Source organism: Variovorax robiniae (genome assembly GCF_037889955.1).
GTDB classification, from domain to species: domain Bacteria; phylum Pseudomonadota; class Gammaproteobacteria; order Burkholderiales; family Burkholderiaceae_C; genus Variovorax; species Variovorax robiniae.
This window is the reverse complement of the sequence record NZ_JBBKZS010000002.1, coordinates 484,357-506,790: the sequence shown is the minus strand read 5'-3', so window position 1 is coordinate 506,790 and position 22,434 is coordinate 484,357. Positions and strand designations below refer to the sequence as shown.

Sequence of the window (22,434 nt, the reverse complement as noted above, 5' to 3'; positions counted from 1 at the left end):
CGGCATGACGCTGCGTACGTCATCCCGGGGATTTGTCCTGCATTGGCTTAGACTGCCCGCGATGACCAGAGAATTCGCCCCCCAGCGCCTCGACGTGGCCGCCTTTGCGGAAGACGGCGCCACCCTGTCGGGCCGCACGCCCTTGCGCGACCTCACCCGCCTGGCGGCGGAAACCACCGGCGCATCGCCAGAAGCCGAGGTCAATTGGACGGCAGACGGCGAGCAACGCCCCGGCGTGACGGGTGCCCCGGTGCCGTGGCTGCATCTGGAGGCCGATGCGGTGGTGCCCCTCGTTTGCCAGCGCTGCCTCGCGCCGGTGGACGTCGATTTGACCGTGGATCGGTGGTTTCGCTTCGTGGCGGACGAGGAGACGGCCGTGATCGAGGACGAGGAGGCCGAGGAAGACATCCTCGTGACGAGTCGCGACTTCGATCTTCATGCGCTGATCGAGGACGAATTGCTGATGGAAATCCCCGTCACGCCTCGCCACGACACCTGTCCGGATGCGCCGCCGTTGTCGGCGGCGGATGCCGATTTCGACGCTGCCGAGGGGGCCAAACCCAACCCGTTCGCGGTGCTTGGCAAACTGCGCGGCGGCAAGCCGGAGTAGCCCTTTGGGCCGGCCACTTGGCTCAATGGTCGAGCTTGGGCTATAATCATGGGCTTCGCGCGCCGCGCCGCCTTTGGTTTACTGGCTTCCTGCCGGTTGCAGCAATTCTGGCGATCTCGGCTGCACCGGTTGCACCGGCGATTGATCGACAGTACGCCGGGCGCACCTTCACTAACCTTTTACCAGTCCAGGAGCCACCATGGCAGTCCAGCAAAACAAGAAGTCGCCTTCGAAGCGCGGCATGCACCGTTCACACAACGCGTTGGACGTGCCCGGCATCGCTGTCGAGCCGACCACCGGCGAAACCCACCTGCGTCACCACATCAGCCCCAACGGCTTCTATCGTGGCCGCAAGGTGCTGAAGACCAAGTCCGAAGCCTGACGCCCCGTTTCGACGCCAAGGCCCGAAGCTACTTTTGTTGTAGCGTCGGGCCTTTGTCTTGATGCATACGTCCGCTGCCCCCACGCCCGCGTCCGCCGCAATCACGCTTGCCGTCGATTGCATGGGCGGCGACCACGGCCCGCGCGTCACGCTCGCCGCCTGCCGTGCTTTCCTCGAGCGTCACCAGGACGCATCGCTGCTGCTCGTCGGGGCGCCTGCCGCGCTGGCGGGCCTGACCCATCCGCGGGCTCGCATCGTGCCGGCCAGCGAAGTCGTCGGCATGGACGACCCGATCGAGATCGCCCTGCGCAAGAAAAAAGATTCGTCGATGCGCATCGCCATCCAGCAAGTCAAGGATGGCGCGGCGCAAGCTGCCATCTCCGCTGGCAACACGGGCGCGTTGATGGCGATCGCCCGCTATCTGCTCAAGACACTGGAGGGCATCGATCGCCCCGCCATTGCGCCGCAAATGCCCAACAGCAAGGGCGGCGCCACGACGGTGCTCGACCTGGGCGCCAATGTGGACTGCGATGCCGAGGATCTGCTGCAGTTCGCGGTGCTGGGTTCTGCGCTGGTTTCCGCGCTGACAGGCAATGATTCGCCCACCGTCGGCTTGCTGAACATTGGCGAAGAGGCTATCAAGGGCAGCGAAGTCATCAAGAAGGCCGGCCAGTTGCTGAAGATGGCCGGTGATGCGGGTGACCTGAATTTCTACGGGAATGTCGAGGGCAACGACATTTTCAAGGGCACCACCGACATCGTGGTGTGCGACGGCTTCGTCGGAAACGTTGCGCTGAAGGCCACGGAGGGGGTCGCGGCGATGATCGTCGACTTCCTGCGGCAGGAATATTCCAACGGCATCTTCAGCAAACTTGCCGCGATCATCTCTTATCCGGTTCTGAAGTCACTCAAAAACCGGCTTGATCATCGGCGCTACAACGGCGCGGCCCTGCTAGGCTTGCGCGGCCTGGTGTTCAAGAGCCACGGGTCTGCCGATGAGGTGGCGTTCGGGCATGCGCTGGATCGCGCTTATGATGCCGCTCGCAACAACCTGCTCGAACGCGTGCGGGCCCGCATCGCCCACGCCGCCCCGCTTCTCGCGCGGCAAGAGCAGGCGGCGCCGGCCGAAGCCGCGGCAATCCACGTTTGATGACCTCTTATTCGCGTATCACCGGCACTGGCAGCTATCTACCACCCCGCCGGGTGACCAACGACGACCTCGCGAAGCAACTCGCTTCGCATGGCATTGAAACCTCTGACCAATGGATCATCGAGCGCACCGGCATCCGTGCGCGTCATTTCGCGGATCCCGGCGTCAACTCCAGCGACCTGGGCCTGGAGGCCGCACGCAAGGCGCTTGAAGCGGCGGGCCGGACTGCGAGTGACGTCGACCTCATCATCGTCGCGACTTCCACGCCGGACATGGTGTTCCCGTCGTCGGCCGCCATCCTGCAGAACAAACTCGGCATCGCCGGTTGTGCCGCTTTCGACGTGCAGGCCGTTTGCAGCGGCTTCGTCTACGCGCTGACCGTCGCCGATTCGCTGATTCGCACCGGCACGGCCAAGTGTGCCCTGGTCGTCGGCACTGAAGTCTTCTCCCGCATCCTGGATTTCAACGACCGCACCACTTGTGTCCTCTTCGGCGACGGCGCCGGCGCCGTCGTGCTCGAGGCCAGCGAAGAGCCCGGCATCCTGGCCAGCGACCTGCATGCCGATGGCAAGCATGTCGGCATCCTCTGCGTGCCGGGACATGTGTCGGGTGGCGAGGTGCTGGGCACACCGCTGCTGCACATGGACGGCCAGGCCGTCTTCAAGCTCGCGGTGCGCGTGCTGGAGGAATCGGCGCGGACGTCCCTGGCCAAGGCCGGCAAGACCGAAGCCGATATCGACTGGCTGATTCCGCACCAGGCGAACATCCGCATCATGGAAGGCACCGCGAAGAAGCTCAAGATGTCGCGCGACAAGCTCATCGTGACGGTGCACGAGCATGGCAACACCTCGGCCGCGTCGATTCCACTGGCACTCGATGATGCGGTGCGTAGCGGCAAGGTGAAGAAGGGCGATACCTGCATGCTGGAAGGCGTGGGTGGCGGCTTCACCTGGGGTTCGGTGCTATTGAATTACTAGGCGTGACGCGCCCGCCATGGATGGGGCGCACCGCTGGAGACTGACAACGATGACTTCCTTTGCATTTGTTTTTCCGGGCCAGGGTTCGCAGGCCGTCGGCATGCTCGACGCCTGGGGTGATCACCCGGCCATTCGCCAGACCCTCCAGGAGGCTTCCGATGCCTTGGGCGAAGACGTGGCCAAGCTGATCCATGAGGGCCCCAAGGAAGCGCTCGGCCTGACAACGAACACCCAGCCGGTGATGTTGGTGGCCGGCGTCGCGGCCTGGCGCGCCTGGCTTGCGGAGGGCGGCGCGCAGCCGTCCGTGGTCGCCGGCCATTCGCTGGGCGAGTATTCGGCGCTGGTTGCTGCCGGGGTGCTGAGCCTGGCCCAGGCCGCGCCGCTCGTGCGATTCCGCGCCGATGCGATGCAGAAGGCCGTGCCGGTCGGCACCGGCGCAATGGCGGCCATCCTCGGCATGGATTCGGCCAAGGTCATCGCGGGATGCGCCGAGGTGACGGCAGGCTTTGGCGCGGGCAGTGCCGAGGTCGTCGAAGCGGTCAACTTCAATGATCCGATGCAGACCGTGATTGCCGGCAGCAAGGCGGCGGTCGAGAAGGCCTGCGAAGTGCTCAAGGCCAACGGCGCCAAGCGCGCCTTGCCGCTGCCGGTGTCGGCGCCCTTCCATTCGAGCCTGATGAGGCCGGCGGCCGAGGCGCTGCGAGAGAAGTTGGCGACGATCGAGCTGGCCTCGCCGCAAATTCCGGTCCTCAACAACATCGATGTGTCGGTCGAGACCGAGCCGTCGCGCATTCGTGAAGCGCTGGTGCGCCAGGCGGCGGGCCCGGTGCGCTGGGTCGAGAGCGTGCAGGCGCTGAAGGCGCGCGGTGTCACGGCCCTCATCGAATGCGGGCCGGGCCGCGTGCTGGCCGGTATGGCCAAGCGAATCGCGCCCGACCTGGCGGCGGCCTCGGTCTACGATCCAGCAACGCTTGCCGAAACCAAAAACCTGTTGAGCACCACAGCATGAGCAACATTCAATTCGAAGGCCAGATCGCCCTCGTGACGGGCGCGTCGCGCGGCATTGGCGCCGCGATCGCGCTGGAACTGGCCCAACGTGGGCTCAAGGTGATCGGTACCGGCACCACGGAAGAGGGCGCCCAGAAGATCACCGCGGCGCTCGGCGCCTACGATGGCCGCGGCCGCGCGCTGGACGTGAACGACGGTCCGGCCGTCGATGCGCTGGTCGACGAGATCGTCAAGGCCTATGGAGGCTTGCACGTGCTGGTCAACAACGCAGGCATCACACGCGACATGCTGGCCGCGCGCCTCAAGGACGATGACTGGGACGCCGTGCTCAACACCAACCTGCGCTCCGTGTTCCGGATGTCGCGTGCCGTGATCAAGCCCATGATGAAGCAGCGCTATGGCCGCATCATCAGCATCACCAGCGTGGTCGGCGCCTCCGGCAATGCCGGCCAGGCCAACTACGCAGCTGCCAAGGCCGGTGTCGCGGGCATGACACGGGCGCTCGCGCGCGAGCTCGGCAGCCGTGCCATCACCGTCAACTGCGTGGCGCCCGGCTTCATCGAAACCGACATGACCGCCAAGCTTCCCGAGGCGGCGCAGCAGGCACTGCTGGGCCAGATCCCCCTGGGTCACCTGGGCAAGCCGGCCGACATTGCGAATGCAGTGGCCTTCCTCGCGTCGCCGCAGGCCGGCTACGTGACGGGGCAGGAACTGCATGTCAACGGCGGCATGCATATGTAAGCAAGGGCAAGAGCCCTTATTTTCACCGGACGGCCGCTGTGGCAAATGCCACAATTCGGCCGGCTAAAATCAAACGATTCTTTACAACCCTCAGAGGGAACCAAATGAGCGATATCGAAGCACGAGTCAAGAAAATCATTGCCGAACAACTCGGAGTCGAAGAGTCCCAAGTGACCAACGAGAAGGCCTTCGTGGCCGACCTCGGCGCCGATTCGCTCGACACTGTTGAACTCGTGATGGCCCTCGAAGACGAATTCGGCATCGAGATCCCCGACGAGGACGCCGAGAAGATCACGACGGTGCAGAACGCCGTCGACTACGCTTCCAAGAACCAAAAGGCCTGATCGGCCCCGCTGATAACCGTCCGGGCCCTCGGCGCACCTTCGCACCCTGCGCGCCCCGACACGGTTTCCAACGCTCCCAGAAAGGTTTGCCGGCATGACCAAACGCCGCGTCGTCGTGACCGGACTCGGTTGCATCGCTCCTGTCGGAAACACCGTTGCCGATTGCTGGTCCAACTTGTTGGCCGGCAACACGGGCATCGACACGATCACCAGTTTCGATGCGAGCCCCTTCGCCTGCAAGTTCGCGGGCGAGGTCAAGGGCTTCGACATCACCCAATACATTGCCGAGAAGGAAGCGCGTCACATGGACCGCTTCATCCATCTCGGCATGGCCGCCGCCATGCAGGCGGTGGTCGACAGCGGCCTGCCCACGGGCGATGCGCTGTCGCATGAAGAGGCCGTTCGCATCGGCTGCAACATCGGCTCGGGCATCGGCGGACTGCCTTTGATCGAGGAGACGCATGCGGAACTCGTGAACCGCGGCCCGCGCCGCGTCTCGCCCTTCTTCGTGCCGGCCTCGATCATCAACATGATCTCCGGTCACGTGTCGATCAAGTACGGCTTCAAGGGCCCGAACATCGCGGTCGTTACGGCCTGCACCACCGGCCTGCATGCGATCGGCCTGTCGGCCCGCATGATCGAGTACGGCGATGCCGACGTCATGATCGCCGGTGGCGCCGAGTCGACCGTGTCGCCGCTCGGCATTGGCGGCTTTGCGGCCGCACGAGCGCTCAGCACGCGCAACGACGACCCCAAGACCGCATCTCGTCCCTGGGACAAGGACCGCGACGGCTTCGTGCTGGGCGAGGGTGGCGGCGTGCTGGTGCTCGAGGAATACGAACGTGCGAAGGCACGCGGCGCCAAGATCTATGCCGAGGTGATCGGCTTCGGCATGAGCGCGGACGCGTACCACATGACCGCGCCCAACGTCGACGGGCCCAAGCGCTCGATGGACATGGCCCTGGCCAATGCCGGCGTGAACAGGGACGAGGTGCACTACCTCAATGCCCATGGCACCTCGACACCGCTCGGCGACCTGAACGAAACCAACGCGATCAAGAACTGCTTCGGCGATCACGCGAAGAAGCTGGTGGTGAACTCGACCAAGTCGATGACCGGCCACTTGCTGGGTGGTGCGGGCGGCATCGAGTCGGTGTTCACCGTGCTCGCGCTGCACCACCAGAAGAGCCCGCCGACGATCAACATCTTCAACCAGGACCCGGAGTGCGACCTGGACTACTGCGCCAACGAGGCGCGCGACATGAAGATCGACATCGCGGTGAAGAACAACTTCGGCTTCGGCGGCACCAACGGCACGCTGGTGTTCAAGCGGGCTTGAGTCTTCCGGGAATCCCATGCACAGCGCCCCATCGGTGAGCTATCCGATGGGGCGTTCGCGCATGGCGGCGCGCCTCTTGATCACAATCTGGGTGGCAGGCGCTTGCTGCGCGGGTTGGGTGTGCTGGCAGATTGGTTTCCTTGGGGGGCGCGGGGCCGTGCTCGCAAGCAGCGTGTTGCTGGCGGCGCTGGCCGCTGGGGCATTGCTGGGGCGCCAGCCTGCGGGCGAATTGCGCTTCGACGGGCGTGATTGGCGGCTCTCTGGCGCGGCAAGTGTTCGTGCCGCGCGCCTGACGCCGGCGCTTGATTTCCAATCTCTGATGCTGGTGCGCCTGTGGTTCCCGAAGCGGCGCAGTCGCTGGCTGTGGCTGGAGCGGCGCAGTGCCCCCGAGCGCTGGCTGGAACTGCGCCGTGCGGTATATTCGCGCGCCTCGCCGGCTGAACCCGACAGGCCAGCCGCTGCGCCGCAGCCATCGGTGCCCCAGGGCACCTCGCACGACTCTCCATGACCGCCTCCGCGCCTCCGCCCGTGCCACCCGAGACGGGTCCGATTGCCGACACCGCGGCGGGTCCACGTCCGGGGGAGGTCGACTTCCAACTGGTCCAGCGAACCGTCGCAGGCGACCAGAAGGCCTTTGAATTGCTGGTGATCAAGTACCAGCGACGGATCGAGCGGCTCATCGGCCGCATGGTGCGCGATGTCGACCTGGTGGAGGACATTGCCCAGGAGACCTTCATCCGGGCCTATCGCGCGCTGCACCAGTTCCGCGGCGAGGCCCAGTTCTACACCTGGCTCTACCGCATCGCCGTCAACACCGCCAAGAAGGCGCTGGTCGACATGAAGCGCGACCCGACCGTGTCCGAAGCCGCCTTGCGCACATCTTCCGAAGACGAAGATGAAACTTACCGGCCCACAAACGAACCAACCACCGACGAAACCCCCGAAACAGTGCTGGCAGCCCAGGAGATCGCAAGTGCGGTCGAGGCCGCCATGGATGCGCTGCCGGCCGAGTTGCGCCAGGCAGTCACGTTGCGCGAGATCGAGGGCATGAGTTACGAAGAGATTGCCGAGGTCATGAATTGTCCGATCGGCACTGTGCGCTCGCGGATCTTCCGTGCGCGCGAGGCGATATCGGCGCGGGTCAAACCGCTGCTCGACAACCAGTCCGGCAAACGTTGGTAAGCAGGGTGAAAGAGATGAACGATCCATCAGACAGTATTCGCGAGCAGGTGTCCGCCCTGGCGGACGGCCAGTTGAAGGGCCAGGCCTTCGCCGAGGCCGTGGGCCACATTGGCACGCACGAGGAATTGCAGGCCACCTGGCGCACCTGGCACCTGGTCGGCGACGTGCTGCGCTCGGGCGCGCATGCGCCGTGCAGCGACAGCAACGCATTCCTGGCCAAGTTGCAGCAACGCCTGGTGCATGAGCCGCCGGTGCGGGTTGCCGTGCCCGTGGCCCCGGCGGTGGAGTCACTGCCGAAGCGCGCCGAGCCGGCCAACGAACCGGTGTTCCGATGGAAGCTGGTGGCGGGCGCCGCCTCGCTGGTGGCGGTGGCTGCGATCGGCTGGAGCCTGGCCAACACGCTGGGCGGCGCGCCGACTGGCGCGCAATTGGCGCAAGTGCAGCCGCAGCCGGTACAGGTGGCGCAACAGCCGCCGGTGGGCTCCGTGCTGGCGGCGGCGGATCCGCATGCGACCAGCGCCGTCGCGGTGCCCACCCGCGTGCAGGTCGGCAGCGGCGCGCCGCAGGTGATGCTGCGGGATGCCCGGCTCGATGAATTGCTGGCCGCGCATCAGCAGGCGGGTGGCGGGTCGCAGATGCCGTCGACTTTCCTGCGCAATGCCACCTTCGAAGGACCGTCGCGCTGATCGTGCTGCCCCGTCTCGCCGCAATGCCAGCCCTATCACCGAGGGCCGCACGTCGGGTCGTGCTGGCGCTGGCCGTGCTTTGCCTGTGGCAGGCGGTCTCCGCGCAAACGCATGGGGCGCGACCCGCGGCCGCGCCTGCCGACAAGGGCGCGCCGGCGGCGGATCCGGCGCCCTCGATGGGCGTGGTCGAATGGCTTCAGCGCATGCGTTTGGCCTCGCGCCAACGCAGCTACATAGGGACCTTTGTGGTTTCGGCTGCCGTCGGCAACCTGTCGAGCGCACGTATCTGGCATGTCTGCGAGGGCGACCAGCAAATGGAGCGCATCGAGGCACTTTCGGGCGCGCCGCGCACCACGTTCCGCCGCAACGACCAGGTGATGACCTTCCTGCCCGAAAGCCGGGTCGCGAAGAGCGAGCGTCGCGAAAACCTCGAACTGTTCCCGAACCTGCTCGGCACGCCGGATTCATCCCTGGGCGACTTCTACAGCGCCCGCGTCACGGGCCGCGACCGCGTGGCCGGCTTCGATGCCGATGTGGTGCAACTGGTGCCGCGCGATACGCTGCGTTTCGGCTATCGCGTGTGGAGCGAGCGTCGTTCAGGCCTGGTCGTGAAGTTGCAGACGCTGGATGGCGAAGGCAATGTGGTCGAGCAGTCGGCGTTCTCGGAGCTGCAACTCGATGCGCCAATCAAGATGCACGCGCTGCAGCAGATGATGACCAGCACGGCCGGCTACAAGGTCGAGAAGTCCGAATTGCAGCGCACAACAGCCCAGTCCGAAGGATGGACCTTGAAGTCGCCGGTGGCAGGCTTCAAGCCGATCAGTTGCTATCGACGTGCGATGGGCGGCGGCACGAACCGTGAAAACACCCTCCAATGGACCTTCTCGGATGGCCTCGCGTCCGTCTCGTTGTTCCTGGAGCCGTACGATGCGCAGCGACGGTCGCAAGAAGTCGTGCTGACGCTCGGCGCCACTTACACGCTGACGCGCCGGCTCAGCGACAAGAATGGCGATTGGTGGCTGACGGCCGTGGGCGAGGTGCCGCCGCAGACACTGGACGCCTTCGCGCAGGGATTGGCACGAACGCGTTGAATGCGCCGCTTGCCGAACCTTTGCGACGCCCCATATTCACAGCATTGTCTCGTTGTATGTTGTTTGCCAAGTTGAAAGAAGACATGATGATTTTCAAGGTTGAGGGAAGTCGCATCCGCACAGCGCTGCTGGCATTCGCACTGGTGGGCACTGCCAGCGCCACCTTCCTACCGGTGACCGCCGCGCAGGCGCAGACCCGCACGCTGCCGGACTTCACCGATCTGGTCGACCAGGTCGGGCCGTCCGTGGTCAACATCCGCACCGTCGAAAAAGTGGCCCAGCGCGGCAGCAGCCCGGAGATGGACGAGGAAATGCAGGAGTTCTTCCGGCGCTTCTTCGGCCAGCCGATGCCCGGCGTGCCGCGCCAGGGCCCGCGCCAGAACCGGCCGCAGCAACCACAGGAAGAAGAGCGCCCGCGCGGCGTGGGCTCTGGCTTCATCCTGACGCCGGACGGCTATGTGATGACTAATGCGCACGTCGTCGAGGATGCCTCGGAAGTCCTAGTGACGCTGACCGACAAGCGCGAGTTCAAGGCCAAGCTGATCGGCGCTGACAAGCGCACCGACGTCGCCGTCGTGAAGATCGAGGCCACCGGCCTGCCCGCGGTGAAGATCGGCGACATCGGCAAGCTGCGCGTGGGTGAATGGGTGATGGCCATTGGCTCGCCCTTCGGCCTCGAGAACACCGTGACCGCCGGCATCGTCAGCGCCAAGCAGCGCGACACCGGCGACTACTTGCCCTTCATCCAGACCGACGTGGCGATCAACCCCGGCAACTCGGGCGGGCCTCTCATCAACATGCGCGGCGAGGTGGTCGGCATCAACAGCCAGATCTATTCACGCTCCGGCGGCTTCATGGGGATCTCCTTCTCGATCCCGATCGACGAAGCGATTCGCGTGAGCGAACAACTGCGCACCAATGGCCGCGTCTCGCGCGGACGCATCGGCGTGCAGATCGACCAGGTCACGAAGGACGTGGCCGAGTCGATTGGTCTTGGCAAGGCGCAAGGCGCGTTGGTACGCAGCGTCGAAGCGGGCTCGCCGGGCGAGAAGGGCGGCGTGGAGCCGGGCGACATCATCACCAAGTTCGACGGCAAGGCGATCGAGAAGCCGAGCGACCTGCCGCGCCTGGTGGGCAACACCAAGCCGGGCACGAAGAGCACGCTCACGGTGTTCCGCCGCGGGCAGTCGCGCGAGATCACCGTCGTCATCGCGGAGATCGAGCCCGACAAGCCGGCCAAGCGTGCGTCCAATGATCGCGAGGAGCCGACACCCAAGGCGACCGCCTCCGCCGCGGCCAAGTCGCTCGGCCTTGCCGTGACCGACCTGAATGATGCACAGAAGAAGGAACTCAAACTCAAGGGTGGTGTGAAGGTCGAGACCGCCACCGAAGGCGCGGCGCGCGCCGGTCTGCGTGAGGGCGACGTGATCCTGGCGGTGGCGAACACCGAGGTCGCGAACCTGAAGGAGTTCGACAGCGCCATCAACAAGGCAGACAAGTCCAAGGCCGTGAGCGTGCTGTTCCGGCGCGGTGAGTGGGCCCAATATGCGCTGATCCGGCCTGCGCGCTGAGCTTCGCCCGGCGTCAAGTGGCCCCAACCATTAGTCGGGATTGGGGCCTTTTTTTGCATCTTTCGGCTTACTCGCCACGTCCTCGGAAAATTTTTTTGACCTTGGAAACGCGCCAACTTTAGTTTGCACTCACTAACTTTGGAATGGGCTAATGATGTTTTTCGGTAGAATAGAGGCAGCTTTGGCGCGACTGCACGCATAAGCGTGGAGGGGCATCTCCACGATGCGAGATTCCAGCCATCCGTCCACCGGTGCTCCACAGATCACCCACAAGTTGTTAAGAGAGTGATGCACCCGGCCTGTGGATAACGTGTTTATAAAGTAGATGTTGCTGACCTGCAACGACCCGTCGAGAGCCCGTCCCCGCATGTACGCGACCCCCTTTTTGCCTACAATGAAGTTCCAACTACTGCAGTTGCCATTGCTTGTTGGTTCAGGGCGCGTCTCTCACAGACGCGCCCTTTTTTCTTGCCCCACCCCTTCTGCGTGCAAGGCAATTCAAGTACTTAAGCGTTCCCGTTGATGAATCACATCAGAAATTTCTCCATCATTGCGCACATCGACCACGGCAAGTCGACGCTCGCAGACCGCCTGATTCAACGTTGCGGTGGCCTCGCTGAACGCGAGATGGAAGCGCAAGTGCTCGACTCGATGGACATCGAGAAAGAGCGTGGGATAACCATCAAGGCACAGACCGCTGCGCTGCACTACAAGGCACGCGATGGCAAGGTCTACAACCTCAATCTGATCGACACACCAGGCCATGTCGACTTCTCATATGAAGTGAGTCGCTCGCTCTCTGCATGCGAAGGCGCTTTGCTCGTTGTCGATGCCTCGCAAGGTGTCGAAGCGCAGACGGTGGCCAACTGCTACACAGCACTCGACCTGCATGTCGAAGTGGTGCCCGTGCTCAACAAGATGGATCTGCCGAACGCGGACCCCGACAACGCGCGCACCGAGATCGAAGACGTGATCGGCATCGATGCGACCGATGCGATTCCCTGCTCGGCAAAGACGGGCATGGGCATTGAAGAGATTCTCGAAGCGGTGGTTGCGCGCGTGCCTCCGCCGAAGGGCAATCCGGATGCGGCGCTGCGCGCAATGATCATCGACAGTTGGTTCGATGCGTATGTCGGCGTGGTGATGCTGGTGCGCGTGGTCGATGGTCGCCTGGCCAAGGGTGATCGCATCAAGATGATGGCTTCGGGCGCGATGTACAACGCCGACAGCCTCGGCGTCTTCACGCCGAACAACGAGCCGCGTCAATCGCTCGAAGCGGGCGAGGTGGGCTACATCATCGCGGGCATCAAGGAGTTGCAAGCTGCGAAGGTCGGCGACACCGTGACGCTCATCAAGGCTGGCACCGGTGGTGCGGCCTTCACTGCGACCGAGCCGCTGCCGGGCTTCAAGGAAATCCAGCCGCAGGTCTTTGCCGGCCTGTACCCGACCGAGGCCAGCGAGTACGAGTCGCTGCGCGACGCGCTCGAGAAGCTCAAGCTCAACGACTCGTCGCTGCACTACGAGCCCGAGGTGAGCCAGGCGCTGGGCTTCGGCTTTCGCTGCGGCTTCCTCGGCCTGCTGCACATGGAGATCGTGCAGGAGCGCCTGGAGCGCGAGTTCGACCAGGACCTGATCACGACCGCGCCGAGCGTGGTCTACCAGGTGGTGAAGACCGGCGGCGAAGTGATCATGGTCGAGAACCCGTCGAAGATGCCCGACGTCGGCAAGATGATGGAGATCCGCGAGCCGATCGTGACGGTGCATCTCTACATGCCGCAGGAATACGTGGGCGTGGTGATGACGCTGGCCAACCAGAAGCGCGGCATCCAGATGAACATGGCCTACCACGGCCGCCAGGTGATGCTCACCTACGAGATGCCGCTCGGCGAGATCGTGCTGGACTTCTTCGACAAGCTGAAGTCGGTGAGCCGCGGCTACGCGTCGATGGACTACGAGTTCAAGGAGTACCGGGCGTCCGACGTCGTCAAGGTGGACATCCTGCTGAACGGCGAGAAGGTCGATGCGCTGTCGATCATCGTGCACCGCAGCCAGAGCCAGTACCGCGGCCGTGCCGTGGTGGGCAAGATGCGCGAGATCATTTCGCGGCAGATGTACGACGTTGCCATCCAGGCGGCGATCGGGGTCAACATCATTGCGCGTGAGACAATCAAGGCGCTGCGCAAGAACGTGCTCGCCAAGTGCTACGGCGGCGACGTGTCCCGCAAACGCAAGCTGCTCGAAAAGCAGAAGGCGGGCAAGAAGCGCATGAAGCAGATCGGCTCCGTGGAAGTCCCGCAAGAGGCCTTCCTCGCGATCCTGCAAGTCGAGGACTGATTTTTCCCCCATGGCCTTTCTCACTTCCCTGATCCTCGCCGCGTTCGTCGGCTACATCGGCGCCTGGTACTTCGGCGCGGTCGAAGGCAACTTCGCGCTGTTGCTGTTCCTGGCGAGCGTGGTCACCGGCATCTACTGGCTGGCCGAGCGCTTCTACTTCCTGCCGCAGCGCGTGAAGGCTGCGGCCGCCTATGAATCTTCGTTGGGCGCGCGCAATGCGCGGCTGGCGCAGCAAGGCATCACGAAAGTCGACACGGTGGATGACAAGGCGCACGAGCGCCTGTTGATGCAGCCCTGGTGGCTGGACTGGACGGCGGGGCTGTTCCCGGTGATCGTGGCGGTGTTCCTGCTGCGCTCCTTCCTGTTCGAGCCCTTCAAGATTCCGTCGGGCTCGATGATGCCGACGCTGCTGACCGGCGACCTGATCCTGGTCAACAAGTACACCTACGGCCTGCGCCTGCCGGTGATCAACACCAAGATCACCGAAGGCACGCCGCCAGCGCGCGGCGATGTGATGGTGTTCCGCTATCCGCCCAAGCCGAGCATGGACTACATCAAGCGCGTGGTGGGCATTCCGGGCGACGAGGTGGCCTATCTGAACAAGAAGCTGACGATCAACGGGCAACCGGTCAGCAAGACGCCGCTGGCGCCGTACTTCGGCGACAGCAGCGACGACAGGGACACCTACATGAAGGAAACGCCGCAGTTCGAGGAGGTGCTGGGCGGGAAGAAGCACAAGATCCTCAACAACGACAGTCGGCGTGCCGGCCTGACGGAGGCGGAGGTGATTCCGTTCGAGGACCAGGGCAACTGCCGCTACAACGTCGAGGGTGTGGTCTGCAAGGTGCCGCCGGGCATGTACTTCATGATGGGCGACAACCGGGACAACTCTGCCGACTCGCGCTACTGGGGTTTCGTGCCGGACAAGAACATCGTCGGGCGCGCGTTTTTCGTCTGGATGAACTTCGGCAACTGGAAGCGGATCGGCGGTTTCGAATAAGCCGTGGCTGCGAGGCGAACTGTGGCATCTCATTGCGACAGGCCGTCTGATCGATGCCGAATGGCGTATCAACTCGTTACCGAATCGTCACAATTGTCGTTACAGTGTCGACGGCTTCATCCTGCAAGCAAGCAACACCATTCGAAGGACAGAGGGCAATGAGGGCAAATCGGTCGACTTCCAGAAGCAATCAGCGTGGCATTTCGTTCATCGGACTGCTGTTCGTGGCCATCGTCCTGGCTTGCGTGGGCGTGGTGGTGGCACAAGTGATTCCGACGCTGGTCGAATACCAGGCCATCGACAAGGCGGCGAACAAGGCCAAGGAAGGCGTGACCGTGCCCGAGGTGCGCGCCATCTTCGATCGTGCCCAGGCCATCGACGACTTCAAGCTGAGCGGCAAGGACATCGTGGTGGAGAAGGTCGGCGAGAAGGTGGTCGTGTCGTATTCGTATGAGCGCGAGATCCATCTGTTCGGGCCCGCGTACCTGACGATGAAATACAAGGGCCAGTCGCGCTGAAGATCGTGAGCAATCGTCGTGAGTGAGGGAGGCCATGCTGCGCTGCAGGCGCGCCTGCAGCATCGATTCGCGGACGGGCGGCTGCTCCAGCTCGCGCTGACGCATCGCAGCTTTTCGGCCGACCACAACGAGCGCCTCGAGTTTCTCGGCGACTCGGTGCTCAACCTGGCGGTGGCGCATCTGTTGTACCGCCGGCTGGCGGCCTTGCCCGAGGGCGACCTTTCACGCGTGCGGGCAAACCTGGTCAAGCAGGACACGCTGCATCAGATCGCGCTGCGGCTGCAGCTTTCGCCCCTGCTGCGATTGGGCGAGGGCGAGGCGAAGTCCGGCGGACCGAACCGGCCGTCGATCCTGGCCGACGCACTGGAAGCCGTGATCGGCGCGGTGTACCTCGATGCCGGCTATGTGGCGGCGGAGGCGCTGGTACATCGGCTCTACGAGGCGGTGGAGATCAATCCGCGCATGGAAGCGGCGGCCAAGGATCCGAAGACTGAATTGCAGGAATGGCTGCAGGGCCACAAAATGAAGCTGCCGCTCTACCGCGTGGTCGACACGCTCGGGGCGGCGCACAAGCAAACTTTCGATGTCGTCTGCGAGGTGCCTGAGCTGGCGCTGAGCGAACGCGGCATTGGCGGTTCACGCCGCGCCGGGGAGCAGGCGGCTGCGGCGGCGATGTTGATCCGGCTCAAGTCGAAGAAGTAGCGCTCGCCTCCGGGCTCCGCGGCACTGCGTGTCGCTCTCCCTTTTCGCCCCCATCGGGGGCCGCACCCGTGGTCTGGCAAGGCCGGACCGCGGTGTTCCACGACAATGCCAACATGACCTCGGATCTTCCCATTCCCCCCACGCCTTCCGACGAGGGCGCGGGCGACGCCGGCCCCATCGGCTCCCAGCACTGCGGCCTGATCGCCATCGTCGGCAAGCCGAACGTCGGCAAGTCGACGCTGCTCAATGCCTTGGTCGGCCAGAAGATCAGCATCACCTCGCGCAAGGCGCAGACCACGCGGCACCGCATCACCGGCATGCGCACCATCGGCGCGACGCAGTTCGTGTTCGTCGATACGCCGGGCTTCCAGACGCTGCATGCCAACGCGCTGAACAAGTCGCTGAACAAGACGGTTCAGGGGGCGGTAGGCGACGTGGACCTGATCCTGTTCGTGGTCGAGGCCGGCAGCTTCACGCCGGCCGACGAGCGCGTGCTCAAGCTGCTGGGCAAGGGCATCCCGACGGTGCTGCTGGCCAACAAGCTGGACAACGTGCACCGCCGCGGCGACATCGCGCCGTGGCTCCAGACCATGCAGGCCAAGCACGACTTCGCCGAGATCGTGCCGATGTCGGCGAAGAACTCGAAGGACATCGAGCGCCTGTTCGGCATCTGCGAGAAGTACCTGCCCGAGCAACCCTGGTTCTACGGCGAGGACGAGCTGACCGACCGCAGCGAGAAGTTCCTCGCGAGCGAACTGGTGCGCGAAAAGCTGTTCCGACTGACCGGCGACGAACTGCCCTACACCTCGACCGTGATCATCGACAAGTTCGAGGAAGAGCCGCCGCAGAAGAAGGGCCAGAAGCGCCTTTTGCGCATCGCCGCGACCATCGTGGTCGAGCGCGACGGCCACAAGGCGATGGTGATCGGCGACAAGGGCGAGCGCATCAAGCGCATCGGCATGGAAACCCGCGTGGAGCTGGAGAAACTGGCCGATGCCAAGGTGTTCCTGGAGCTGTGGGTGAAGGTGCGCTCCGGCTGGGCCGATGACGAGGCGCGGGTTCGCAGCTTTGGGTACGAATAGGACGTGAGAGCGGCCACCCATCGCGTTTCCCATGAGCCGGCCTATGTGCTGCATCGCTATGACTGGAGCGAGTCGAGCCTGATCCTGGAGGTCTTCACGCGGCACCATGGGCGGATTGCGCTGGTGGCGAAGGGGGCCAAGCGGCCGAGCTCGAATTTTCGGCCGGTGCTGCTCCCGCTGCAGCCGCTGCAACTCAATTTCAGCGGGGACACCGAGATCCGCACGCTCAAGGGTGCGGAGTGGATGGGCGGGCACGTGATGCCGACGGGCGAGTCGCTGCTGTCGGGCTACTACGTCAACGAACTGATGATGCGGCTGCTGGCGCGCGACGATGCGCACGAGGCGCTGTTCGATGCCTATGCGGCGGTGGTGCAGGTGCTGGCCACCAACCATGGCGATGCGCAGGCGGCCACGCAGTCGTCGGCCTTGCGGGCCTTCGAGTTGCTGCTCTTGCGCGAGATCGGGCTGCTGCCGTCGTTGGAAGTCCAGACCTCGACGCTGGCGCCGCTCGACCCCGACGCGCGTTACACCCTGGCGGCCGAAGCCGGCTTGCGCGAGGCCGAGCCGGGCGAACTGGCCGCGCTGCGTGGCGCCGAATGGATGGCGCTGCAGCGCACGCTCGACGACCGCGCGCCGTTTTCGGCCACGGTGCACCATGTGGCGGGCATGGAAGCGGGGCTGGGGGCGGCGTTGCGCACCCAATTGCGCATGCTGCTCAACTACCATTGCGGCGTCACCACACTGCGCACCCGCCAAATGATCCGGGACCTGCAAGGCCTATGAATACCCACACCACTTCCAGGAAGCACACCGGGACGGCGCTCTCGGTGAACCTCAACAAGGTCGCGCTGGTGCGCAACACGCGCGAGCTCGGCATCCCGAGCGTGCTGTTTGCTGCGGCCACCTGCCTCGATGCCGGGGCACACGGCATCACCGTGCATCCGCGGCCCGATGCGCGCCACATCCGCGCCGAAGACGTGCACCAGCTGTCGGCGCTGATTGCCAAGGAGTGGCCGGGCGTGGAGTTCAACGTCGAGGGCAATCCGTTCCACAACCTGATGGATTTCGTGCGCGAACTGCGGCCACACCAGGCGACCTTCGTGCCGGACAGCGAAACTCAGTCGACCAGCGACCACGGCTGGACTTTCCCTGAGGATGCGGCGCGGCTGCGCCCGCTGATCGCCGAGGCGAAGGCGCTCGGCGTGCGCGTGAGCCTGTTCATGGACCCGGAGCCCGAGATGATGGCTGCGGCCAAGGCCGTGGGCGCGGACCGGGTCGAGCTCTACACAGAGGGCTATGCCGCCTCGCGCGGCACCTCGCGCGCCGATGCGGTGCTGGCACTTTATGCCGAGGCCGCGCGCGCGGCCCTGGCTGCGGGCCTCGAAGTCAACGCCGGCCACGACCTGAGCCGCGAGAACCTCACGGAATTCCTGCGCGCGGTGCCGGGCGTCCTGGAAGTCTCCATCGGTCACGCCTTTGTGGCGGATGCGCTGGAACTTGGATACGAGGCGACGACCAAGTCCTATCTGCAATGCATCGCCGAGGCGGGATGAGCGCCGCCGGGATCGAGGACACGCCGGTGCCGCGCGTGGGGGCTGCATGATCTACGGCATCGGCACCGACATCTGCGACGTGCGCCGCATTGCCCGCACCTTCGAGCGGCAGGGCGAGCGCTTTGCGCGAAAGGTCCTGAGCGATGCGGAGTTCGCGACCTGGCAGGCCCGCAGTGCGCGCTGGCCGAAGCGCGGCGTGAGCTACCTGGCGACGCGCTTTTCCGCCAAGGAGGCCTTCAGCAAGGCGATCGGCATGGGCATGCGCATGCCGATGACCTGGCGCTCCTGCGAGATCGCCAACCTGCCGAGCGGCAAGCCGACGATCGTGCTGCATGGCGAACTGAAGGAATGGTTCGAGGCGAAGGGCCTGGTCGCCCACGTCACCGTGACCGATGAAACCGACTACGCGGCGAGCTTTGTCGTCGTGGAAAAAGCATGAGTACCGAAGCCATCCACGCCCCGCTGATCATCGACATTGCGGGCGCCGAGCTGAGCGCTGCCGATCGCCGCCGCCTGGCCGATCCGCTCGTCGGCGGCATCATCCATTTCGCGCGCAACTGGGAAAGCCGCGCGCAGATCGCTGCGGTAAACGCGGAGGTCAAGAAGCTCCGGCCCGACATGCTGATCTGTGTCGACCACGAAGGCGGTCGCGTGCAGCGCTTTCGCACGGATGGCTTCACGCGATTGCCGTCGATGCGCTCGCTCGGCGAACGCTGGATGCAGGACCCGATGGAGGCCACCCGCGCCGCCACGGCGTGTGGCCTGGTGCTCGCATCGGAACTGCGCGCTTGCGGCGTGGACTTCAGCTTCACGCCGGTGCTCGATCTCGACTACGGCGGGAGCAGCGTCATCGGCGACCGCAGCTTCCATCGCGATCCGCGCGTGGCCTCCTTGCTGGCCAAGAGCCTGATGCAAGGCCTGCTGCAAGCTGGCGTGGGCAATTGCGGCAAGCACTTTCCGGGACATGGCTTCGTCAAGGCCGACTCGCACGTGGCCGTGCCGGTCGACCGGCGCAGTCTCAAGGCGATCCTCGCGGATGATGCGCGGCCTTATGACTGGCTGTCCAACACGCTCACCGCGGTCATGCCGGCCCATGTGGTCTATCCGAAGGTGGATGCGCGGCCGGCCGGCTTCTCGCCCAAATGGCTCGGCGACATCCTGCGTGCGCGGCTCGCCTTCGAAGGGGCGGTGTTCAGCGACGACCTGAGCATGGAGGCCGCACGCTGGATCGACGGCACGCTGCTGAGCCATGCCGATGCCGCACTGGCCGCGCTCGGCGCGGGCTGCGACCTGGCACTGCTGTGCAACCAGAGCGTGGGCGAGGGCGTGCCGCTCGATGACTTCCTGGCCGACATGGCCCGGGCGCGGACCGACGGACGCTGGATCCCGAGCGCGCAAAGCGAACGCCGCCGCCGCGCGCTCCTGCCGCGCGCGCCCGCACTGGCGTGGGAAGAATTGACCGCATCAGAACACTACCGGCGCGCCCTTGCGCTGCTGCAAACCTGAACTGGGGACATGCCATGACGCCCAATCAAATGAGCGAAGCGAGCAATGCGTTCTGGAGCGCATGGCAACTCGGCGCGGCCATTGATCACCTGCTGCCGGCCGACCGCCCGACCACGCGTGCGGAGGGCTATGCCGTCCAGGCACTGCTCGAAGGCCGCAGCGACAAGCCCGTCGCCGGCTGGAAGATCGCCGCGACCAGCGCGGCCGGGCAGAAGCACATCAACGTGAGCGGCCCGCTCGCTGGACGCATCATGGCCGAGCGCGTGCACCCCAGTGGAAGCAGCTTCTCGATGAAGGGCAACCGCATGGCGGTGGCCGAGGCCGAGTTCGTGTTTCGCATGGCGCGCGACATGGCGCCACGTGCACACGCGTGGAGCGTCGAGGAGACGATGGCGGCGGTGGGCGAGCTCTGCCTTGGCATCGAGGTGCCGAACTCCCGCTTTGCCGACTTCGTGACGGCGGGCGAGGCGCAGCTCATCGCCGACAACGCCTGCGCGCATGAGTTCGTGCTGGGTGGGGCGGTCACGGTCCCATGGCGCGATCTGGATCTGGCAGCGCACCGCGCGCATGCCACGGTGACGGGCGCCGCCCGCAGCTACGAGCGCGATGGCATCGGCGCGGCTGTGCTGGGTGATCCTCGGATTGCGCTGACATGGCTCGTCAACGAGTTGTCGCAGCACGGCGTGACCTTGCGCGCGGGTCAGTTCGTGACCACTGGCACCTGCCTGGTGCCGTTGGAAATCGTTGCGGGCGACGCGGTGCAGGTGGATTTCGGCGTGCTCGGCACGGTGTCGGCACGCTTCGTCGCCTGACCGGGGAACGCGCGCGGTGGCCGATGCGCAGCGCACGCCACTGGTGAGTTTCTACGTGCCGGTCTACAACGGCGCGGCGTACCTCCGTGAAGCGCTGGACTCGATCTCGGCGCAGACCTTCGACGATTGGGAGTGCCTGCTCATCGACGACTGCTCGACCGATGGCTCGCCGGGCATCCTGGAAGACGCCTGCCGCGATGCGCGCTTCCGGATGGTCCGGCAGCCGACCAACCTCAATGTCGCGAATGCCTCCAATCTGGCGATCCGGCTGGCGCGCGGCAAGTACCTGGCGCGCCTCGACCAGGACGACCTGGCCGAGCCGACCCGGCTTGCCGAGCAGGCGGGCTTCATGGAGTCGCATCCGGAGGTCGATGTCTGCGGCGGCGCCTTGCTGTACTTCGGCCTGCAGAACGGCCTTGTGCGCCTGCCCGCGGACGACGGGGCGATCAAGGCCAACCTTCTGACCGGCATGAACAACATCGGCAATCCGGCGAGTACGGTTCGGACGGACTTCCTGCGCGAGCATTCCATCGTGAACGACCCGCGCTATCCGCTGAGTTGCGACTACGGCATGTGGGTCGATTGCACGCTGGCCGGCGCGCGCTTCGCGAACCTGCCGGGCGTGATGACGCGCTACCGCACGCATGAGGGCCAGGCCTCGGTGGACATGGTGGCGCTGCAAGTGGGCGTGATCCATGCGAAGACGCGGCTGCTGCTGACCTGGTTTCCGGACCTGAGCTATGCCGAGGTGCAGGCGATGGAGCCGCTGTTGCGAGGCAATGCGGCGGTGTTCCTCGATCGCGAATCGGCCGCGCGCGGCGTGACGGCGTTGCGCAAGGCGATGGCGTCACCGCGGGCCAGCGTGTCTGGGGAGGACCGCACTGCCGTGGAAGCCTACCTGGCGCAGCGCTGCGCGATCTGGCAGGGGCATCTGGACGAGGCTTGATTTGAAGGGGGGAACCGAAGGCAGAAGTCGCAAAAGGAATACCAAAAGTTCTTTTGACTTCCTTCTGCGTCGGCTGTGCAATCCGGAATTCGGCAACGCGTCAATCGCCGCCGAACGCGAAGGTGTGAGGATAGGCCGCAGAGGCCATGGCGCGCTCCGTGTCGTCGAGCAGTTCGCCGTGGTGCGGCGTGATCAGGTAGAGGTTTTGGTCGGCGCACAGGCGCGACAGGTCATCGACCGACTGCACCTTGATCGAGAGTTCGCCCACGATCAAGCTCAGCGGAAAGCGTTCGCCACGATGGCGCTGGAAGATCGCGCCGCCTTCGCCGAGATACGTGACGCGATGGTCCAGCACGCGGTAGCCGGCCTGGTAGAACATCTTGCGCGCGTCGAAGTCGGTGAAGAAGCGCAGGTGGGTGAAGTCCAGCAGGCCCCAGCGGCGGTAGTGCCAGTGCCCGCGCAGGGCGTCGTAGAGCATCGGCAGGTTCGATGCGTTGGGCAGGCTCACGAGCACCTGCGCATCGGGTGCGACGATGCGCAGCAGGCCATGCAACAGTTGCCAGGGGTTGACCAGGTGTTCGAGCACGTCGAAGAGGCAGATCAGGTCGAAGGGCTTGCGCAATCCCAGCGCGTTGAAATCGACCGTCTCCACGTCATGCTCGACGACCTGGTCGAAGTGTTGGCGGGCCAGTTCAGCGGCCGTGGGGTCGAACTCGCAGCCCCACAGCGCGCAATGCGGGAAGCGCTGTCGCAGCGCCTGGCCGACAGCGCCAGAGCCGCAGCCGATGTCCAGCGCCACGGTCGGTTCGCGCTGGATCAGGGCCAGGCATTCGGGGCGGGGATTGAAGACGTACGCGTATTCGCGCTGGTCCCGGTCCTGCCAGAGGAACTGTGTCATCG

General features: G+C 65.0%; 25 protein-coding genes. 24 read left to right on the top strand and 1 reads right to left on the bottom strand.

The features are described 5' to 3' along the window. Positions 1–61: 61 nt before the first annotated feature. From WKW79_RS06615 to WKW79_RS06500, 24 genes are all read left to right on the top strand, one after another. Entirely contained in the window at positions 62–610 is a 549-nt protein-coding gene (locus tag WKW79_RS06615; protein ID WP_340334634.1) for a YceD family protein, read from the top strand. 199 nt (positions 611–809) lie between these two features. Beyond that, on the top strand, positions 810–992 hold the full coding sequence (rpmF, locus tag WKW79_RS06610; RefSeq protein WP_213959550.1) for a 50S ribosomal protein L32: 183 nt from the start codon (positions 810–812) through the stop codon (positions 990–992). Positions 993–1,053: 61 nt separating this feature from the next. Continuing rightward, positions 1,054–2,142 (top strand): phosphate acyltransferase PlsX, encoded by a 1,089-nt coding sequence (plsX, locus tag WKW79_RS06605; RefSeq protein WP_340334633.1) that lies wholly within the window; start codon positions 1,054–1,056, stop codon positions 2,140–2,142. Continuing rightward, positions 2,142–3,119: a beta-ketoacyl-ACP synthase III gene (locus WKW79_RS06600; RefSeq protein WP_340334307.1), complete on the top strand. Its 978-nt coding sequence runs from the start codon at positions 2,142–2,144 to the stop codon at positions 3,117–3,119. The genes plsX and WKW79_RS06600 overlap by 1 nt, the downstream gene beginning before the upstream one ends. A gap of 49 nt (positions 3,120–3,168) precedes the next feature. Continuing rightward, positions 3,169–4,128, top strand: a complete 960-nt coding sequence (gene fabD, locus WKW79_RS06595) for an ACP S-malonyltransferase (protein ID WP_340334306.1) — start codon at positions 3,169–3,171, stop codon at positions 4,126–4,128. Next, positions 4,125–4,868, top strand: a complete 744-nt coding sequence (gene fabG, locus WKW79_RS06590) for a 3-oxoacyl-ACP reductase FabG (protein WP_340334305.1) — start codon at positions 4,125–4,127, stop codon at positions 4,866–4,868. The genes fabD and fabG overlap by 4 nt, the downstream gene beginning before the upstream one ends. Positions 4,869–4,972: 104 nt before the next feature. After that, positions 4,973–5,212, top strand: coding sequence for an acyl carrier protein (acpP, locus tag WKW79_RS06585; RefSeq protein WP_140843300.1), 240 nt, complete (start codon positions 4,973–4,975; stop codon positions 5,210–5,212). 94 nt (positions 5,213–5,306) lie between these two features. Next, a complete protein-coding gene (gene fabF / locus WKW79_RS06580) occupies positions 5,307–6,551 on the top strand; it encodes a beta-ketoacyl-ACP synthase II (protein ID WP_340334304.1) in 1,245 nt (414 codons plus the stop codon). Positions 6,552–6,708: 157 nt separating this feature from the next. Further along, complete coding sequence (locus WKW79_RS06575) at positions 6,709–7,059, top strand: hypothetical protein (RefSeq protein WP_340334303.1); 351 nt, start codon at positions 6,709–6,711, stop codon at positions 7,057–7,059. Then, positions 7,056–7,733 (top strand): RNA polymerase sigma factor RpoE, encoded by a 678-nt coding sequence (gene rpoE, locus WKW79_RS06570; RefSeq protein WP_340334302.1) that lies wholly within the window; start codon positions 7,056–7,058, stop codon positions 7,731–7,733. Before WKW79_RS06575 ends, rpoE begins: the two co-directional genes overlap by 4 nt. A 14-nt stretch (positions 7,734–7,747) precedes the next feature. Continuing rightward, complete coding sequence (locus WKW79_RS06565) at positions 7,748–8,419, top strand: sigma-E factor negative regulatory protein (RefSeq protein ID WP_340334301.1); 672 nt, start codon at positions 7,748–7,750, stop codon at positions 8,417–8,419. Positions 8,420–8,442: 23 nt separating this feature from the next. Continuing rightward, entirely contained in the window at positions 8,443–9,510 is a 1,068-nt protein-coding gene (locus WKW79_RS06560) for a MucB/RseB C-terminal domain-containing protein (RefSeq protein ID WP_340334300.1), read from the top strand. A gap of 86 nt (positions 9,511–9,596) precedes the next feature. Then, complete coding sequence (locus tag WKW79_RS06555; RefSeq protein ID WP_340334632.1) at positions 9,597–11,081, top strand: DegQ family serine endoprotease; 1,485 nt, start codon at positions 9,597–9,599, stop codon at positions 11,079–11,081. 522 nt (positions 11,082–11,603) lie between these two features. Next, complete coding sequence (gene lepA, locus WKW79_RS06550) at positions 11,604–13,415, top strand: translation elongation factor 4 (RefSeq protein WP_340334299.1); 1,812 nt, start codon at positions 11,604–11,606, stop codon at positions 13,413–13,415. 10 nt (positions 13,416–13,425) lie between these two features. After that, on the top strand, positions 13,426–14,415 hold the full coding sequence (gene lepB, locus WKW79_RS06545) for a signal peptidase I (protein ID WP_340334298.1): 990 nt from the start codon (positions 13,426–13,428) through the stop codon (positions 14,413–14,415). Positions 14,416–14,573: 158 nt separating this feature from the next. Continuing rightward, positions 14,574–14,933 carry a DUF4845 domain-containing protein gene (locus tag WKW79_RS06540; RefSeq protein ID WP_340334297.1) on the top strand — a complete coding sequence of 120 codons (360 nt, stop codon included), beginning with the start codon at positions 14,574–14,576 and terminating at the stop codon, positions 14,931–14,933. A gap of 18 nt (positions 14,934–14,951) precedes the next feature. Continuing rightward, positions 14,952–15,635, top strand: a complete 684-nt coding sequence (gene rnc / locus WKW79_RS06535; RefSeq protein ID WP_340334296.1) for a ribonuclease III — start codon at positions 14,952–14,954, stop codon at positions 15,633–15,635. 113 nt (positions 15,636–15,748) lie between these two features. Then, positions 15,749–16,717, top strand: a complete 969-nt coding sequence (gene era, locus WKW79_RS06530) for a GTPase Era (protein WP_340334295.1) — start codon at positions 15,749–15,751, stop codon at positions 16,715–16,717. Positions 16,718–16,720: 3 nt separating this feature from the next. Continuing rightward, entirely contained in the window at positions 16,721–17,500 is a 780-nt protein-coding gene (recO, locus tag WKW79_RS06525) for a DNA repair protein RecO (RefSeq protein WP_340334294.1), read from the top strand. Continuing rightward, the gene (locus WKW79_RS06520) at positions 17,497–18,270 is read left to right on the top strand and encodes a pyridoxine 5'-phosphate synthase (protein ID WP_340334293.1); all 774 of its coding nucleotides are present in this window, start codon (positions 17,497–17,499) and stop codon (positions 18,268–18,270) included. The genes recO and WKW79_RS06520 overlap by 4 nt, the downstream gene beginning before the upstream one ends. Before the next feature lie 46 nt (positions 18,271–18,316). After that, positions 18,317–18,709, top strand: coding sequence for a holo-ACP synthase (gene acpS / locus WKW79_RS06515; RefSeq protein ID WP_340334292.1), 393 nt, complete (start codon positions 18,317–18,319; stop codon positions 18,707–18,709). Next, the gene (gene nagZ / locus WKW79_RS06510) at positions 18,706–19,776 is read left to right on the top strand and encodes a beta-N-acetylhexosaminidase (RefSeq protein WP_340334291.1); all 1,071 of its coding nucleotides are present in this window, start codon (positions 18,706–18,708) and stop codon (positions 19,774–19,776) included. Before acpS ends, nagZ begins: the two co-directional genes overlap by 4 nt. A 14-nt stretch (positions 19,777–19,790) precedes the next feature. Further along, a complete protein-coding gene (locus WKW79_RS06505) occupies positions 19,791–20,588 on the top strand; it encodes a 2-keto-4-pentenoate hydratase (RefSeq protein WP_340334290.1) in 798 nt (265 codons plus the stop codon). A gap of 16 nt (positions 20,589–20,604) precedes the next feature. Next, positions 20,605–21,534, top strand: a complete 930-nt coding sequence (locus WKW79_RS06500) for a glycosyltransferase family 2 protein (RefSeq protein WP_340334289.1) — start codon at positions 20,605–20,607, stop codon at positions 21,532–21,534. A 100-nt stretch (positions 21,535–21,634) separates the two neighbouring features. On the opposite strand, the gene WKW79_RS06495 is transcribed toward WKW79_RS06500, so the two are convergent. Continuing rightward, a complete protein-coding gene (locus tag WKW79_RS06495) occupies positions 21,635–22,432 on the bottom strand; it encodes a class I SAM-dependent methyltransferase (RefSeq protein WP_340334288.1) in 798 nt (265 codons plus the stop codon). Positions 22,433–22,434 lie beyond the last annotated feature (2 nt).